The organism is Leptospira perdikensis (assembly GCF_004769575.1).
GTDB classification, from domain to species: Bacteria; Spirochaetota; Leptospiria; order Leptospirales; family Leptospiraceae; genus Leptospira_A; species Leptospira_A perdikensis.
The window spans coordinates 66,865-82,669 of the sequence record NZ_RQGA01000019.1 but is presented as its reverse complement, the minus strand read 5'-3'; the positions used below and the strand labels follow the sequence as shown (position 1 = coordinate 82,669).

The 15,805-nt window shown below is 39.5% G+C and carries 13 protein-coding genes; 11 read left to right on the top strand and 2 right to left on the bottom strand.

Annotation, left to right across the window (positions count from 1 at the left end; translation table 11 throughout):
- The 10 genes from EHQ49_RS18115 (at position 1) to EHQ49_RS18070 (ending at position 11,097) form a co-directional block, all read left to right on the top strand.
- Positions 1-1,977 (top strand): hypothetical protein, encoded by a 1,977-nt coding sequence (locus EHQ49_RS18115; RefSeq protein ID WP_135581341.1) that lies wholly within the window; start codon positions 1-3, stop codon positions 1,975-1,977.
- The gene (trpS, locus tag EHQ49_RS18110) at positions 1,974-2,942 is read left to right on the top strand and encodes a tryptophan--tRNA ligase (RefSeq protein ID WP_135581339.1); all 969 of its coding nucleotides are present in this window, start codon (positions 1,974-1,976) and stop codon (positions 2,940-2,942) included. Before EHQ49_RS18115 ends, trpS begins: the two co-directional genes overlap by 4 nt.
- Before the next feature lie 42 nt (positions 2,943-2,984).
- Entirely contained in the window at positions 2,985-4,814 is a 1,830-nt protein-coding gene (locus tag EHQ49_RS18105) for a ComEC/Rec2 family competence protein (RefSeq protein WP_135581337.1), read from the top strand.
- On the top strand, positions 4,768-5,646 hold the full coding sequence (gene rsmA / locus EHQ49_RS18100) for a 16S rRNA (adenine(1518)-N(6)/adenine(1519)-N(6))-dimethyltransferase RsmA (RefSeq protein ID WP_135581335.1): 879 nt from the start codon (positions 4,768-4,770) through the stop codon (positions 5,644-5,646). Before EHQ49_RS18105 ends, rsmA begins: the two co-directional genes overlap by 47 nt.
- A 19-nt stretch (positions 5,647-5,665) precedes the next feature.
- The gene (locus tag EHQ49_RS18095; protein WP_135581333.1) at positions 5,666-6,907 is read left to right on the top strand and encodes a sterol desaturase family protein; all 1,242 of its coding nucleotides are present in this window, start codon (positions 5,666-5,668) and stop codon (positions 6,905-6,907) included.
- 295 nt (positions 6,908-7,202) lie between these two features.
- Positions 7,203-7,988 carry a M23 family metallopeptidase gene (locus tag EHQ49_RS18090; RefSeq protein WP_135581331.1) on the top strand — a complete coding sequence of 262 codons (786 nt, stop codon included), beginning with the start codon at positions 7,203-7,205 and terminating at the stop codon, positions 7,986-7,988.
- 6 nt (positions 7,989-7,994) lie between these two features.
- Positions 7,995-8,822 carry an HAD family hydrolase gene (locus EHQ49_RS18085; RefSeq protein WP_135581329.1) on the top strand — a complete coding sequence of 276 codons (828 nt, stop codon included), beginning with the start codon at positions 7,995-7,997 and terminating at the stop codon, positions 8,820-8,822.
- The gene (gene rsmI, locus EHQ49_RS18080; protein WP_135581327.1) at positions 8,819-9,505 is read left to right on the top strand and encodes a 16S rRNA (cytidine(1402)-2'-O)-methyltransferase; all 687 of its coding nucleotides are present in this window, start codon (positions 8,819-8,821) and stop codon (positions 9,503-9,505) included. Before EHQ49_RS18085 ends, rsmI begins: the two co-directional genes overlap by 4 nt.
- A 39-nt stretch (positions 9,506-9,544) precedes the next feature.
- Positions 9,545-10,168: a helix-turn-helix domain-containing protein gene (locus EHQ49_RS18075; protein ID WP_135581325.1), complete on the top strand. Its 624-nt coding sequence runs from the start codon at positions 9,545-9,547 to the stop codon at positions 10,166-10,168.
- Between the two features lie 2 nt (positions 10,169-10,170).
- On the top strand, positions 10,171-11,097 hold the full coding sequence (locus EHQ49_RS18070) for a 50S ribosomal protein L11 methyltransferase (protein WP_135581324.1): 927 nt from the start codon (positions 10,171-10,173) through the stop codon (positions 11,095-11,097).
- On the opposite strand, the gene EHQ49_RS18065 is transcribed toward EHQ49_RS18070, so the two are convergent.
- Positions 11,094-13,208, bottom strand: a complete 2,115-nt coding sequence (locus EHQ49_RS18065; protein WP_135581322.1) for a 7TM diverse intracellular signaling domain-containing protein — start codon at positions 13,206-13,208, stop codon at positions 11,094-11,096. The two genes, EHQ49_RS18070 and EHQ49_RS18065, sit on opposite strands and share 4 nt — an antisense overlap.
- A gap of 105 nt (positions 13,209-13,313) precedes the next feature.
- On the opposite strand from EHQ49_RS18065, the gene EHQ49_RS18060 reads away from it, so the two are divergent.
- Complete coding sequence (locus EHQ49_RS18060; RefSeq protein WP_135581320.1) at positions 13,314-14,690, top strand: flavin monoamine oxidase family protein; 1,377 nt, start codon at positions 13,314-13,316, stop codon at positions 14,688-14,690.
- 2 nt (positions 14,691-14,692) lie between these two features.
- Here the strand turns inward: EHQ49_RS18060 and EHQ49_RS18055 are convergent, their stop codons facing one another.
- Complete coding sequence (locus EHQ49_RS18055; RefSeq protein ID WP_135581318.1) at positions 14,693-15,805, bottom strand: acyltransferase family protein; 1,113 nt, start codon at positions 15,803-15,805, stop codon at positions 14,693-14,695.

Genomic DNA, 15,805 nt, shown 5'->3' with positions numbered 1-15,805 from the left:
GTGACTCCAGTCTCTCGTACAGAAGCTCACCGCGTTTTTGCCGACTTGTACCGCAAAACACGGACACCCGAACACCAGGCGCTGATCGATGAGGCCATTTTAAAATCGAACGATGTCTTTATACGCATTGACCTCATCCGAAAAGTCGATGAGGATTTTGAAAACAAAAACAAACCAAAAAAAGAAGACAGTCGCGATCGCGGACTTCCCGAAAAAGAACAACCAAGAAGAGAAGTCATTTCTCGACCTGCAGCTCCAGAACCTAAACCAAAACGTTCCAGTGATTTAGTCACTATCGATAGCGCCAAACAAAAACAAAACCCAGCAAAAAAAAGGGTCATTGAACAAAGACAAGGTGGTGGTGGCCTTCTTGCAGGTCTTTTTGGTGGTGGTGCGGGCAGTGTAAACAATTCCATTGGTAAATTTGGAAAAGAAACAGGTACCATTGACATCGGTCTTTTTGGTCGTAACCCAGCCATATCCAATCAAGTAGAAAAACTCTTTCGCGGGATGAAAGAAGATGTTCTTATCCCGACAATCCAGGCCCTTCGAGTTTCAGAACAACAAGGTTGGAGAATTTGGACCCCCCTTGTTTACAATATCATCAATAACTTTAATAAGTTCTTCAATGCCTTTGCTTCATTGGATGCACTGATTTTGGATAAAATTTCTGCTGATATCTTTTTGGAACGTTCCTTGAAGATGCAAATGTTTTATGTACGGTTCCTTCAAAGAAATGATGCTAGTGACATCATTCTTTCTAATCTTCCAGACATCGTAAAGATGGATGATAAACTCACACCGAAACTGAGTAAAATTATGGAAGGTGTAAACTATGCACTCAGCTTAGAAAACACCAAACCTAGGTTATCTGAAGCGATTACCGCATTTTACATTGTAGCAAAAAAGAAGATGTTCACTTGGCCAGAAATCATTACCGATTTAAGAGTCCCTGCCATCCAAGAACACAAATTCCAAGCAGCAAGGGAAATTCAAAAGGAAGTAGAAATCACTGTTGCAAAAATTTCTGACGATATCAACACAAGATCCTTCAAAAAAGAGGAACTGCAAAACTTAAGGACTCGTTATTTTACTATTGATGATAAAGGAAAAATCAGTTTTGATTTTTTGAATGTGGTTGTAGATGACTTTATGGCTCACCATATGCCGGAGTCTGCAAAAAGCCAAACGGTTAAAAACAGTTTCAAATCACAACCACATAGACTAGTTTATTTATTACTAAGGGATTTACAAACCGTATACGTAAACCTAATCGAAGGATATGTTCGCCTTGGAGACAAAAACCAAAACCAAGAACTCCTTCTCATCCAACCAGGGCTTTTCCGAAATGAAATTGACCAACTCAACTCCCTGGTTCGAACCATTGATAATTTTAATAAAAAATTCCCGAGTTTCCAATATAGTTTTCAACAATATGGAATGGACTATAGCACAGGTAATGCGGCAAACGATCAAATTGCAGGACCTATAGTCCAAGCCCTACAAGAAGCTTCCGAATTTTTTGGAAGTTTTGCAGGAAAACTCAATATCATTGTGGAAAACCATTTGATGGCAAAAGCCACAGAAGCCAAAGGGAAAGCGAACGATAAAATTGCTTCTACTAAAGATAAGGTAATCGAAGAAGTCAAAATTGCCCAAAGGTTCATCCCCCATTTTGATAAAGCTGTTGTTGCCAAAGAACGGATCAACGGTGTTAAAGTAGAAGATGTTTTTATTCAGTTTACTAAGTATCTTTATAATTATGCGGTGATCTTCAAAGATCCAGCAACAACATCGAAACTAACGGCTCACAGAAAAATTGAACAAGAACTAATCAAACTAAACAAAGAGTATGAAAGGCTCACTTATTCAACTTTCAACAAAGAAGCCGGCGGTGAAAGTTCCAGCTCCGAATCTTCAGAAAACCAAAACTCTTCCGAACCAATAGACCTTTCTGATACAGAAGGAGAAACATGAGAGTCCTGACTGGATTACAACCTTCCGGAAAACTCCATTTAGGTAATTATTTTTCTGCGATCAAAAAAATCTTAGATTACCAATCAACTGAGGACTTATTTCTTTTTATTGCGAATCTACATGCACTCACAACATTCCGATCCAAAGAAGAATTAAAAGATTTTACACTAGAGTGCGCAATCGACTTACTCGCATTAGGTGTCGATCCAAAAAAATCCGTATTTTGGATTCAAAGTGATGTCCCCCAAGTGACGGAGCTCACTTGGTATTTATCTCAATCCATTACTGTTTCCCAATTACAACTAGCCCATTCTTTTAAAGACAAAGTGGCTAAAGGTTTTGTTCCTGGGGCCGGGCTTTTTACTTATCCAATCCTTATGGCAAGTGACATCCTACTTTTTTCTGCAGAAAAAGTTCCCGTTGGTAAAGACCAAAAACAACATTTGGAATTTGCTCGAGACATCGCGGAAAGATTTAATACGCAATTTGGGCCGGCCTTAACAATTCCAGAACCCGATATCGACGAAAACACGGCAACCGTTCCCGGTGTGGACGGAGCAAAGATGTCCAAGTCTTACAAAAACACCATCGACTTCTTTGGAACAGAAAAAGAAATCAAAAAGAAAGTGATGTCTATCGTAAGTGATTCTAAAGCCGTAGAAGAACCAAAAGACCCAGAAACATCTGTTATCTTCCAAATCCATTCATTATTTTTATCACCAAAAGAAAAGTCCGATCAAATGGAAAAATACCGAAAAGGGGGTGCCGGTTACGGAGATCTAAAAAAAGATCTTTTAGAATCCATTCTAAACCACTTTGCACCTTACCGCACAAAAAGAGAGGAACTGGCACAGAATTTGGATTACGTACACCAAGTTCTAAAAGAAGGAAAGGAAAAAGCAAAAGCTGTGGCCGAGGAGAAAATCCAAGATCTCAGAAAAACCTTAGGTATTTATCCTTTCTAATTTCTAAAGAACCAAAAGCCATTATTCCCCACCTATTTCTGTATGAAGTTGGAGATCTATCTTCTCCCCAGAGCTGATTTCAGTTGGTTCTGCTTGGGAATTTGTGGGACAGCATTCCTTCTCAAACTGGGAATGAAAATTCCCGGGTTTCATTCTTTCTTAATTTTAGTTTTCCTAACTCTATTCATTCTTTACACCTTAATCCCCCCACTCCTTCCCCAAATTCCCAATAGAAGGATTTATCTTTTTCTTTTAGCATCTATTTTGTTTTTGTTGTTCGCTAACCTACATTCAGGTCCTCGCCTTCGTTCCATCCATCCGAACTTTCGGACCTATTTAGAAACCCAACTGAAACAATCTCCTCTCCGCCAGTTTGAATCAAGGATTGTGATGGGTTTTGTTACGGGGTCTACAAAAGAAATTCCCAGAAGTTTCAAAGACCTAAGCAAAGAATCTGGAATCCTACATTTATTTGCTGCCTCGGGTCTCCACTTGGGAATTTTTATTGGTTCCTTACAATTTTTTGGAAATCTTTTTTTTCCAAAAAGAAAATGGATATCCATTGTACTTTCACTAGGTGGTGGTTTCCTGTATTTGGCAGCCCTTGATTTCCCTGTTTCTTTTTTGCGTGCCTATCTCTTTGTTTTTTTATCTCTTGTTGCATCCTTATTTTTCAGAAAGATTGGATCGGCAGATTTACTTGCCATCTCTTCCGCCATGATTGCGTTTTTTCTGTTTTATGATTTTTTAAGTATTGGATTTTTATTATCCTTTGGAGCCGTATTTGGAATTTTTTTTCTAAAACCAAGTTTAGACCAAATCCTCCTTCCCAAATCAAAATCTTTATTGAAAGAAAATTTTCACTTAACACTTGCTTGTTCTCTTAGCACTTTTCCCGTTTTAGTTTATTTCTTTCGTTCCTTTTCCTTTGGAGGGATAGGAATCAATTTTTTATTAGTTCCTATGGCCGGAATCCTTCTTCCCACATTGTATATGAGTTTTCTTTTGCAATCATTGGTGCCTGCTTTTCTTTCCGAAGAGTTGTCTTCTTGGATTTGGGTCCCCGCTTCCTTTGAATTGTCTATCTTCTTAAGACTTTTTCACGAATTAACAAACCTGGGGAGGGGGTATAAAACTTGGGCCACAACGGAGCCCTGTCTCTGTTTTGTTTCCATCCTCATATCCATAGTTTTCACACTGTATCCCAAACATTGGTTTCCCAAACACTCGATTCTAAAAATTCTTCTTTACCTACTACCGATTTCGTTTTTCCTTACTTCCTATTTTTTTCCCGCGCAGAAGATTGCTTTTTTACAAATCAAATTTCGAAAGGGAAATTTTTCCATTCAACATGGAGATCATTTGTTTTTATTTGGCAATTGTTATACCAAAGGAATGATAGACCCAACTCCGGGAATTTCCCCTCCTAAAAAAATTTCTTTCGAATCCGAATCTTGTTTGGCCAATATTTTTTCTTTTACCCAGAAACACAAAATAACGGATGTTTATTGGTATGGAAATAAAAAACATCAAGAATGGATTTCTAAATTCCAACTTCCCATAAAACCAATAGAAAAAGAAATCCTTGGGGCTCGGATGAACCCAATATTTTCTATCATTCGATTTGATGGGAATCCAAAGGAGGTAGACCGGTTTTTAAAACAAACAAAACAGGCCGACCAGTCCAGAACCAACCCAAATTGGAAAGGAATCCTACTTTTGGACTTCCCTCCTTGGAAAAAAAAGGAAGCGAAAGAATGGATTCAATACCAAAAACTACTTGGGATTTCGACTGCCTGGAAAATGATACTCGTTGAGGAAACTTTTGAAATCCCCTTACGCAACCATATCCAACATCCAAACCTTCTTTGAAGCCAAAGGCATTCGAGCACAGAAGAAATTTGGCCAAAACTTCCTCATCGACCAAAACATAGTCAATTTCATAGTCAGCTCCGCCGAACATTTGCTAAATGACAATACAACGGTCCTTGCTGAAATTGGAATTGGCCTTGGCACTTTAACCTACCCCGTCCTCAGTTTAGATAAAAAAACTTACTTATTTGAAATCGACAATGCCTACATCCAATTAACAAAAGAAGAAATTTTACCCAAGTTTCCCAAGGCAGTACTTTTTGAAGGAGATGCCTTAGAGAATCTTTTCCATATCTATAATGAGAAGGTTTTTGTACTTGGAAATTTACCCTACCACCTAACGACTGAAATCATCAATACCCTGGTGGTGCATTGTCGTAATTTCCAAGGTGGAATTTTTATGGTGCAAAAAGAATTCGCCGAACGACTTGTCAAAGAAACCTCCTCCCTGTCAGTGTTTCTTTCTGCCTTTTGTGATGTGAAGTATCTGAAAACCGTCCACAAAAACTGTTTTTTTCCCATTCCCAAAATCCATTCCGCCCTCATCCTTTTGAAACCGAAAAGCCAAACAAGGCCGAAGGAATGGCGACTGGAAACAGAAAGAGAAGTAGAACTCTGGTCACGGATGTTACGCACCTTGTTTTGGGGGAAACGAAAACAAATCCAAGTAAGCCTAAGAGAATCTCCTTTTTCTGAAGATGTTCTCTTTCGCGAGGCATTGGGCAAAGCCATCCAGTCGGCAGGAATTCCCCCCACGGCTCGGCCGGAAGAATTGAACCGTGAACAATTTCTGACTTTGGGTCAACATTTGCTTGACTATTTGTCAAAATGATGGCAAAATTATTTCCGCCATGTTCGAGAATTTTACACCTCCGCCCATAGTCACGTACGTCATCCCCATATTCTTCCTTCTGATAGGGATCGAAGTCTATATTGGTTATCGAAAAAATAAAGCACTCTATCGGCTAAACGATTCCATTGCCGACTTAAGCACCGGAATCATTTCCCAAATCTGGGGTCTTTTCCAAAAGGGAATTGGACTTTTCGCTTATTTTTACATCTACGAACATTTCCGATTCTTTGAATTTGCGATGACCAACCCTTGGGCTTGGGTCCTTTGTATTGTCGGCCAAGACTTTTGTTATTACTGGTCCCACCGTTTGGCCCATGAAGTGAATATCCTTTGGGCAGGACATGTGATCCACCACCACAGTGAAGAATACAATTTGATTGTGGCTCTCCGCCAACCTGGACTTGGGGGAATTATCTCTTGGATTTTCTATGTTCCTTTGGCCCTTATCGGATTCCATCCTTGGATGTACCTTGCCAGCGGACAGATCAACCTTATCTACCAATTTTGGGTACATACCAAAGCGATAGGTAAAATCGGAAAGATTGGTGAATACTTACTTTCGACTCCTTCGCACCACCGCGTCCACCATGCGATCAACCCCATCTATATTGATAAAAACCATGGGGGAATCTTTATCATCTTTGACCGGATGTTTGGAACTTTCCGAGAAGAAACAGAACCTTGTGTTTATGGAACGGTAAAACCCCTTCGTAGTTTCAATCCTGTGTATGCGAATGTTCATTATTATTGGGAACTGATCAAACAAGCGGTAAGTGCTCCTTATTTCTTGGATAAAATTAAGGTGTTTTTCAAACCACCAGGTTGGTACCCAAGAGAAGGATCTAAACCGTCCGGATTTTTACCGATTCCAGAAGTCAGTCCCGCAACTTTCTATAAGTATGATCCCAAACCGCAGCCAGAAGTCAGAACCTATACAACCACTTGGTTTGTGCTTGTTCTCCTTTTGTCTTTTGCCTTCCTTCTTTTTGTGGCAAAATTCTCCCTTATCTCTCAAATCCTTGTGACTGTTTGGGTAACCCTTTCCTTACTTTCCATCAATGCCCTGATCGAAGGGAAATCTTGGGCGGGAGCGATGGAAATCGGGCGCCTTCTTTTTGGATTTCTGGTGATTGCCTACTTCGACCTGAGTTGGGCCTATTATGTGATCGGCATTGTTTGCCTTCTTGTCGCTGGTATCTACCTCTACCGGACAAACAGCCAGAAAGCCCAAGCTGCCTGAACCAAAGTTCTTTCGCTAAGAAAACAAATCCTTTCCCTCTCCTGTCTGGATCTCTTCTGACAGGAGGGTTTTTTCCTTTCTCTCTCCACACCTGTTCGATAAAAGCTCATCCCACCTTCTCTAAACACCGTTCCCTAATCATTTTGCCAAAAGAAAAACAGATGACCTGAAAACGAGTCGCAGTGTTATGTCACATAAATGCCATGTTTGGGGCGAATTCCCAGACCGTTCGCCTTGACCGGATGGGTCGTCGTGAGAATTTGGCATTGCACCATAGTTTATGAGGCGAAATGAGATGAAGCGAAACCGCAGTTACTATATCATTCTGGTCTTAATCCTATTCGTAGTGACCTACTCCGCTTATGCGGCCTACCAGAAACAAAAAAATGGTCCTGTTTTTTTGGACAACCATGTCTTCCAGCGTTACAATGAACAATGGGGTCTCTGGGTGGATCTAAATGCCGAAAAAAAGAGCCTCCTTGAGAAGGCATCAGAGTTTGGAATCCTTGCCCAAGAGGTAATGGAGATCAACCAACTGAAAGAAACCGATCTCAAACATCTGAAGCGTTCCATTTTCTTTCCTTATTCTGCCGAATACATGCGGGGACTCCAAGAAAAGGAACTCTTTCGCGAAACGGTAGAATCACCTATCGACCAATTCATCTGGCCTGTACTTCCCAATCACAAATCTCGCATTTCTTCACGGATTGGAAGACGTTGGAATACCTGGCACACAGGTCTCGACATCGCCATTCCGAAAAATTCAATCGTTCTTGCCGCTGCAGATGGAGTGGTCGAAGAAGCGGGTCGCGGTGGAGATTATGGCCTCGCGGTCAAAATTTATCACCACGACATGAACCACTTTCATACGGTTTACGGACACAACCAAGAGTTACTCGTAAAACCAGGGGATGTGGTTCGTAAGGGACAAATCATTGCTCTCTCTGGAAATACAGGAAAGTCGACTGGTCCCCATGTCCATTTCGAAGTCCGATTTCATAATGTGTATTTAAATCCTGAAAACTTTCTCACTCCCTACGAAGAAGGAGTTGCCACAAGCATCGTCGGATTTGCAGACTAAGTATTAGTGACTAACCTGACAAAGAACAGTTGGACGGACGAAATCTACGACCGTCTGACTACCATCATACCGAAAAAACCAGGCATTGCCTGTTTTGATTTTGATAATACCCTCATTCGCAACGATTTTGGTGAAAAGATCATGGATGAACTTCTCCATGGTGGACTTGTTTACGTCCAAAAAAACTTATCTGATTTTTTTCGTGATAAAGAAACTTGGAAGGATCATTCCCAATTAGATCCTGCTGAAAAAGAAAGATTGGTTTGGGAAGAATACACATACCAACTCAAAGAATATGGAATCGAAAGAGGATATCGTTGGACGAGTTTTATCTTCCAAGGTATGGACAAAAAAGAATACTATGAAGTGTCGAGACGTGCTTGGGAGAGGGTGAGTACTTTAGGTAAAGATTCTGCAGTCCTTCCGCAAGTGGAAATGAAAGACCTCATTGCTTATTTAAATCATTATGATTGGACTGTATACATTGTGACCGCCTCTCCAGAACCAGGGATTGCGGCCATAGCTCACCATTTCCCAGTAGAAGAATCCAAAGTGATTGGAATGAGACAAGAGTTAGGTGGAGATGGCAAATTCAGTCATAAATTGATTGAACCTTATACTTATGGCGAAGGAAAAGTAAAAGCCATCGAAGAAAGAATCGGTGTATATCCTGATCTTGCTTTCGGAGATTCTTTTAATGATTATCCGATGCTTTGTCGGGCCAAACAAATGGCCGTGGCAATTGACCGTGACAATCCAGAATTTGCCTCTGCTTGTGTTGCCAAGGGAATTTATGTCCAACCCTACTTTACCTTTCCTGCAGTAACCAGATGAACCGACTTTATTTAGTATCCAATTCGATTGGAAACGATGCGGACATTCCCCCTCGCACCAAAATCTTGTTAGAGGAAGCTGACTGGATCATCGGAGAAGAACAAAGAACCACTTCCACCTTACTGAAAAGGTTGGGGATTTCAAAACCCTTTGACCTTTTGAATGAACACACCTCGCGTAAGGAAATGGATGAAATTGGGATGAAACTGGCGACAACGAAAAGAACCTGTCTGATCTCTGATTCCGGAAGTCCAGGCCTCGAAGATCCAGGGAAATGGCTTGTCCCACTCGCTTGGGAAATGGGTGTAGAAGTCCGCTCCGCCCCAGGTCCCACAGCCCTTATCGCCGCTCTCACTAGTTCTGGATTTGCTACCTCACCCTTTCTTTTTTTGGGTTTTTTGCCTAGAGAGGAAAAAGAAAGGGAACGAACACTCAAACAATACATTGGCCTCGGTGTGACCATCGCCTTTTATGAGACGGCTTACCGGGCCAAACACTGCCTCGAGACCTTGGCCAAAATCCTGCCTGGAGACCGTCAGATTTTCCTAGCCCTCGGGATCTCCATGGCAAACGAAACCAGTTACCGCGGATCGGCTAAGGAGATCCAAAAAAAGTTTCCCCCGGGCCTAAAACTCCCTCCCGTCTTTGTGATTGAAGAGAAAAAAGAAAAGCTGAAACGTTAGTTTGTTGACAGTACCTCTGTTATATTGGACGGTTGGACAATGGTAAGTAAAGTAGAGCAACCGACTGACGGAATTGAACAATTGATTTCAGAATCTGGCGATTATATAACAGATGTCGTCAAAGAGAATCTGAAACTCATCCGTCATACAAAAGGTTTTTCTTTGGACAAACTCGCAAACCGATGTGGCGTGAGCCGAGCGATGTTATCGCAAATCGAACAAGGGAAATCGGTTCCTACGATTTCCGTTTTGTGGAAGATTGCAAACGGACTCAATGTTCCGTTTTCCGAACTCCTCAAAGAAAAAAACCAAGACGGAATCCATATCCTCAAAGTGGAAAACTCCAAAGTTTTGTATTCCAATTCCAAAGTCTTTGCAAGCCGAGCCCTCTTTCCTTTTCTCGGAAACCGTAAAACAGAATTCTATGAACTGATGTTAAAACCTGGCGGACACGAAGTTGCGGAACCACACAAAACGGGAACAACAGAGAACTTGGTTGTTGTTTCCGGCAAACTACGGTTACGTGTTGGTGAAAAGGTTGTAGAACTAGAACCAAAAGATTCCGTATTTTTTAAAGCCGATGTTTCGCATGAGTATTCTAATCCTACTGACCAAGAAACATTAATGTATCTTGTTATGGATTATACGGACGAAATAGGTTAAGATTGGAATACAGAGAACTCAAAGTCAATCTACCGAAAGATTTATCTGACAGTTTTTACGAACTGTTAGATACACTTCAATGTGCTGGTTACTACGAGATTCTTTTTGATGGTGAAGCGCCTAAAGAAAAAGACCAAGGCCTCATCAGAGACAATACAAACATTCGCATTTATTTACAAACAGATGAGATTGATAAAGAACTAAAGGTTCTTATCTTTCTAAAAATACACGCACCTGATAATTCGAATACAGAATCACGAAATATTGAAACTCGTGATTATGAAGAAGCCTACAAAGAATATTACAAACCATTTCCCATTGGAAAAAAACTTTGGGTGATCCCTACTTGGGAAAAAAATGAACCAGATACCATAAAACTTTGGAAACCTAATGCCGGTATTCCTCTATTCATCAATCCTGGTGTAGCATTTGGAACGGGCCATCACGAGACCACAAAACTTATCTTAGAGTATTTGGATGAGTTGTATGGAAAAGGTGAGTTCCGGTTTACTTCTGCCTGTGATGTGGGAACGGGATCAGGAATTCTATCCATCGGTCTTGCTAAGTTTGGTGTTTCCCAAATTTTTGCCTTGGACATTGATCCCAACGCAGTGAAAGCAGCTTGGTCAAACTGGACGGAAAATGAATACCCAAAAGGTTTTCAATTCAGTGTGGAAGAATCAGGAATTGACAACCCAAAGTTATCCAATAGAAAATACGATTTAGCCATTGCCAATATTACTTACGCAGTTCTTTCGCAGAATATCCGTCATCTGGCAAAAATCGAAGCGCCACGAATTATTTTTTCAGGAATCATAACAGACAAAAAAGACCAATTCCTCGGTTTATTACAAAGTCATCTTCCAGGAAAACTCCTTTATTCCAAAGAATGGAATGAGTGGTGGGTTCTTGACTGGCTTCGCAATTAATTCTTATTAAGAAACTTTATTAAACTCACCTGATTGCCACGATCGTTGTATTCAATCCGATCAAAAACTGACTTTGTCATAAGAATCCCACGCCCATGTTGGATATGAGCTTCGTTCATTTCTTCGATCGATTTTTCCATATGTTTTTTATGATCAAACCCTCGACCTTCATCAGAAATTCGATAAGCAACATATTCTCTGGTAAAAGAATATTCAATTTTAACACGTTTTTGGTTATAACGAGGGTCTTCTTGTCGTTTCTGTAAAAACTCTAAATAATTTCCTTCTGTTAGTGCTTTGGATTTTTCATCAAAACTAATGTTTAGATTTCCATGTTCCACCGCGTTGATGATGATTTCACGCACAGATGACCTAACCTCCGTTTGTTCTACAGTCGAAAGATACTTTGCAAGTTGGGAGGTTATTTTTTGAGAAACTAATTCGGCATTTCTCAAATAGTTATTCATAGAAAGTTCAATTTTTTCTGATTCTATAAGTTGAATGATAGTGTCTTCAAATTGAGAAGACATGGTTGCAAGGACTTCCCTTGTTTCATCAAAGTCGATGTATTGCAATCGACAATACATCTCTTTGGGTTCCTTCACATACTTTTGTCCAAACTCTGTTTTAAAATTAATAATGGATCCTGTCATTTTCAGATCTGTGAGTTTATCATTTACATACATAACATTGTAATCAGAACTTTGGTCACGACCGGTGTATAAAAACTCGGTGATTTTTTTGCCTTTTAAATCATCCAACCGAAAGCCCATATGTTTAGAAAGAGCTCGGTTTGCATTGATGATTTCAAAATTTTCATTCATCATTAGAATCACTTCATCAGAACCTTGGAAAATTTCTCGAAACCGTTTTTCAGACTCTTCAATTTTTAATTTGGCCTGAGAGAGTTCTCGGATATGTTCTCTTAAACTTCTTGTGAGAAAATTGATTCTGTCGGCAAGACCGAGTGATAACAAAATGGTTTGTAAGGCAGTCCCTATTTGAATGGTCCATCTTGTGATATGATTATCCGAAAGAACTCCTAAACTTTTTAAGGAATAAAGTAATACTCCTAAAAGGAAAAATGCCCAGGAGATCAAAAAATACCGAGCCGTTCGAACTCCTAACAAATAAGTATAGGTTCCACTATAAACCAAAATAAGTGCAGTAGGTACTGTTAACAAAATGGAAGTAACCATTGCGATTCGGTAATTCAAAAAGAATGTGACAATTGAAAAAATAACAAGGACACCAACCCAAAACCACATTAGTTTAGAAATGCGAGGGAGATGTTTTTTCAAATTTAGATAATTATCTGTAAAAAAGATTCCTGTGATACAAGAAAGACAGATAAAAAAAGGCAAAGAATAGTTTCCCCAAAAAACCCAATTCGACCAAAGGTATTGGAAGGCAAAACCGTTATTGACCAAATGAAAAAAGAAAATAGAACTTATAAAAAACAAATACAAAAGATAACTTTTTTCGTAAGTAAAAATATAGATAAAAAAGTTATAAGCAACCATTACAAATAAAATTCCATAAAACAAACCAAATATCATTTGTTCTCTGTTCAAGTGATCATAAAACTCCCTGCTTGTCCATATAGCAAGAGTTAGAGGAATGGTTGACTCCGATTGGATTCGTAAATAATAAATAGAGGTAGAACCTGGATTTGTTTCCAATGGGAAAACAGGGTTTCTGTAATCTAAATTTCTTTCTGAAAAAGGATGGTTGTCCCCTAAAATGGGAATGATCGTTTTAGGAAGTTGATCTCCGTATATTTGGATTTCGTCCAAAAGAGGGAAATCAAAAACCAAATTCCATCGAATCAAATCTTCAGTGGGATTTTTGACTTGGAGCCTTACCCAAAAAGTGGATTTGGAAAAACCCAGGTTGGGCGTAGATATTTTCTGGAACCTGGAATCATTGGATCCACTAGTGATACTTGCGACGGGTAAGGATTGATCCTTGTCCTCTAGAACCAATACATCCTGCCAGATGGTTTTTCCCGAAATTTGGGACTGCAGTGGAATGACGGATTCTGAGAACAAAATTCCTGGCAAAAACACTAAGAGGCTTACGAATAAATATTTTACTTGGTGGAAAGACAAAGTTTGAAATCTCCCAATTCGCTTAAAAAGACAAAGCTACTAGATTGTATTTTTCTAATTTTTCTAGCCTTTTTTGTTTCCATTGTTAAAATAGGGGAAAGTTCTATGAATCGAAAACGTTTCCTACAAAAACTCAGCGCTGTCACCTTCGGGGCAGGGTTATTACTTCCTAAAAAATCATTCGGACAAACCACAACAACGACAACTGCAGAAACCAAACCAAAGTCTAGCGGTGGCAAAAAAGCCATCGTCCTTGGCGGTGGGCTCTCAGGACTCTACTCTGCTTATCTTTTGAAACAAACAGGGTACGATGTAACTGTCATTGAACGAGGGGAAAAGTTGGGTGGACGGATTGCCACTTACGAAAACTCGGAGCTAGGAATCTTACAAGATTTAGGTGGTGAGTGGATCGGAGAAGGCCAATCAGATATCAAAAGTTTGGTAAAACAACTGAACCTGGACCTAACAACTTCAAATGTAACGGATCGTTTTTCCCTTCAAAAATCAAATGCCGATCTTCTAAAAATTTCCTCAACCTCTATTGAGACCCTAGACAAAGTCATTGAATTACATAAATCTCTAGGTACGACACAAAAACAAGGTTTAGACAAAATCAATTTTTCTTCGTATGCACGGTACCAAGGTTTGACAGAAGATGAAATTCGCTCGATGAACGATTTATACAGAGTCATTCTTGGAGCCGACCTCAATCAAATCTCCAGCGAATCAGTATTAGATGATCTCTCTGCATTACAATCAGCTCTCAAACCCAAGTTTCAAGTAAGAGGAGGAGCTGAACGAATCATCAGAGAACTCGCAAACTCTCTTCGAAACCAGGAAGTGATTTTAGGTGATACAGTCACCAAAGTCTCCCAACAAAAAAACCAAGTCACAGTAGAGTTGGCTTCTGGGCGATCGGTAAAAGGAAGTTTGGTAGTTTGTTCACTACCGGCAGCAGCAGTTCTCGATATTAAATGGACACCCGGCCTACCGAAAGACTTGATTTACTCAGCCTTACGGATGCAAACGGGTAAAATTTCTAAAAACTTGAGTCTCGTGAAATCCAAAGACTCTTTAACCAAATTCTTTTTATCTACAAGTACTGCAGCTGAAACTTTATATGTTTCAGAATCTGCCATTGGATCAAACGTAACAGCCGTTACCTCTATATCTACTGGTGATAGAGCCTCTTTGTTTGAAAAAGGAAGTGATCGTCAAAGAAAAAATCTAATGACATCCTCTCTGGAAGAAGTGGGAGATTTGGAATTGATCCTGGAATCCCCTTTTGTTTTCCATAGTTTTCAAAAAACAACCGGCCGAGCCGGATTTGTTTCCTTATTCCCTCCGGGAAGTTTTGGAATCAAAGATGTTTGGGCGGAGCCATTCGAAAGAGTTTTCTTTGCCGGCGAACATTTAGCATTTCATACGGGAAGTATGGACTCAGCAGTAGCTTCTGCGATCCAAGCCGTCAGCAGAACATAAATCTATGTATTTTTTAATCCGAAGAGAAACCTTAATGGTTTGATCTTCCGGATTAAAAATTCATATAAGAAAAAACTAAGCCCCAGGACAACTAGAGTATGGGAAATGAATTTTACCCATACTCCCCATTCCATATCCCGCACCCAATATGCATAAATCAAAGATATGGGATGATGGACTAAATAGATAGGTAGACTTGCTTCAATCAAATAAGATCCTAATTTTCCTTCTTTGTTTCCCAAATATTGAAAAACTGATATGAGGAAATGAGTCCATAAAAAGGGAGATAACACCCATAAAAAAATATGAAAAGCTCGCACCCATACATTCACATACTGAAAATAAATCCAAAGTGGATCTTCAATTTCCATATCTTTAAAAACTAAATAGATAAAGAGAGCCCAAATAAAAACAGCCAATGTTTTGATTTGCGAGGGATCATTCGGTATAAGAATGTTTTTCCAATGATAACAAAACACGCCTGAAAGAAAATAGGAAAACTGAAATACAAAGGTGAGTTTGAAAATTCCGTAGTAAGACTCCCCTTTTGAAATTTGAGTATGGGAAAATAATACAACCAAAAAACAAAAACTAACAAGAATTAAATTTCGATAAATCCCTTTAGGGATTTTATCCCAGAACTTGGAAGAAAAAAAAGATTTGGGAACTAAACTATACAAAATACTAAAACAAAACAAATCAACTAGGAACCAAATATGAGAGTGTTGGAAATTTTCCTTTGTGAAAAAATATTTTAAAAATGGAAGGATCTGGATCTCTGGAGTCCGCATTTTTTCAGTGAGGTAATATTGAATGGGGGCCAAAAAAAGAAGTCCCAAGATTGTAGGAACGAGAACCCTTTTGAACCTTGCTTCTAGATAAAAGTTCCGACCTTTTTTCTCCCAAACCATTGCAGAAAAAAAACCAGAAATCATATAAAACATAGGCATCCGATAACTATGAATCCAATAACAAAAATAAGAAAGAATCTCACTCCGATTTTGGTCTTGGATGGCATATTTGATATCCGAAGCATAAACAATCGCAGCATGGAAGACAATTCCAAGTAGAAGCGCAAAGGATCGCAAATTATCGAGGTAGACCAATCTTCCCAT

Bases quoted from the DNA above. Each gene is read 5' to 3' on its own strand.
- EHQ49_RS18075 (WP_135581325.1), top strand. From the start codon at position 9,545: ATGGTAAGTAAAGTAGAGCAACCGACTGACGGAATTGAACAATTGATT.
- EHQ49_RS18090 (WP_135581331.1), top strand. From the start codon at position 7,203: ATGAAGCGAAACCGCAGTTACTATATCATTCTGGTCTTAATCCTATTC.
- EHQ49_RS18095 (WP_135581333.1), top strand. From the start codon at position 5,666: ATGTTCGAGAATTTTACACCTCCGCCCATAGTCACGTACGTCATCCCC.
- rsmI (WP_135581327.1), top strand. From the start codon at position 8,819: ATGAACCGACTTTATTTAGTATCCAATTCGATTGGAAACGATGCGGAC.
- EHQ49_RS18060 (WP_135581320.1), top strand. From the start codon at position 13,314: ATGAATCGAAAACGTTTCCTACAAAAACTCAGCGCTGTCACCTTCGGG.
- EHQ49_RS18055 (WP_135581318.1), bottom strand. From the start codon at position 15,805: ATGGGAAGATTGGTCTACCTCGATAATTTGCGATCCTTTGCGCTTCTA.
- trpS (WP_135581339.1), top strand. From the start codon at position 1,974: ATGAGAGTCCTGACTGGATTACAACCTTCCGGAAAACTCCATTTAGGT.
- EHQ49_RS18105 (WP_135581337.1), top strand. From the start codon at position 2,985: ATGAAGTTGGAGATCTATCTTCTCCCCAGAGCTGATTTCAGTTGGTTC.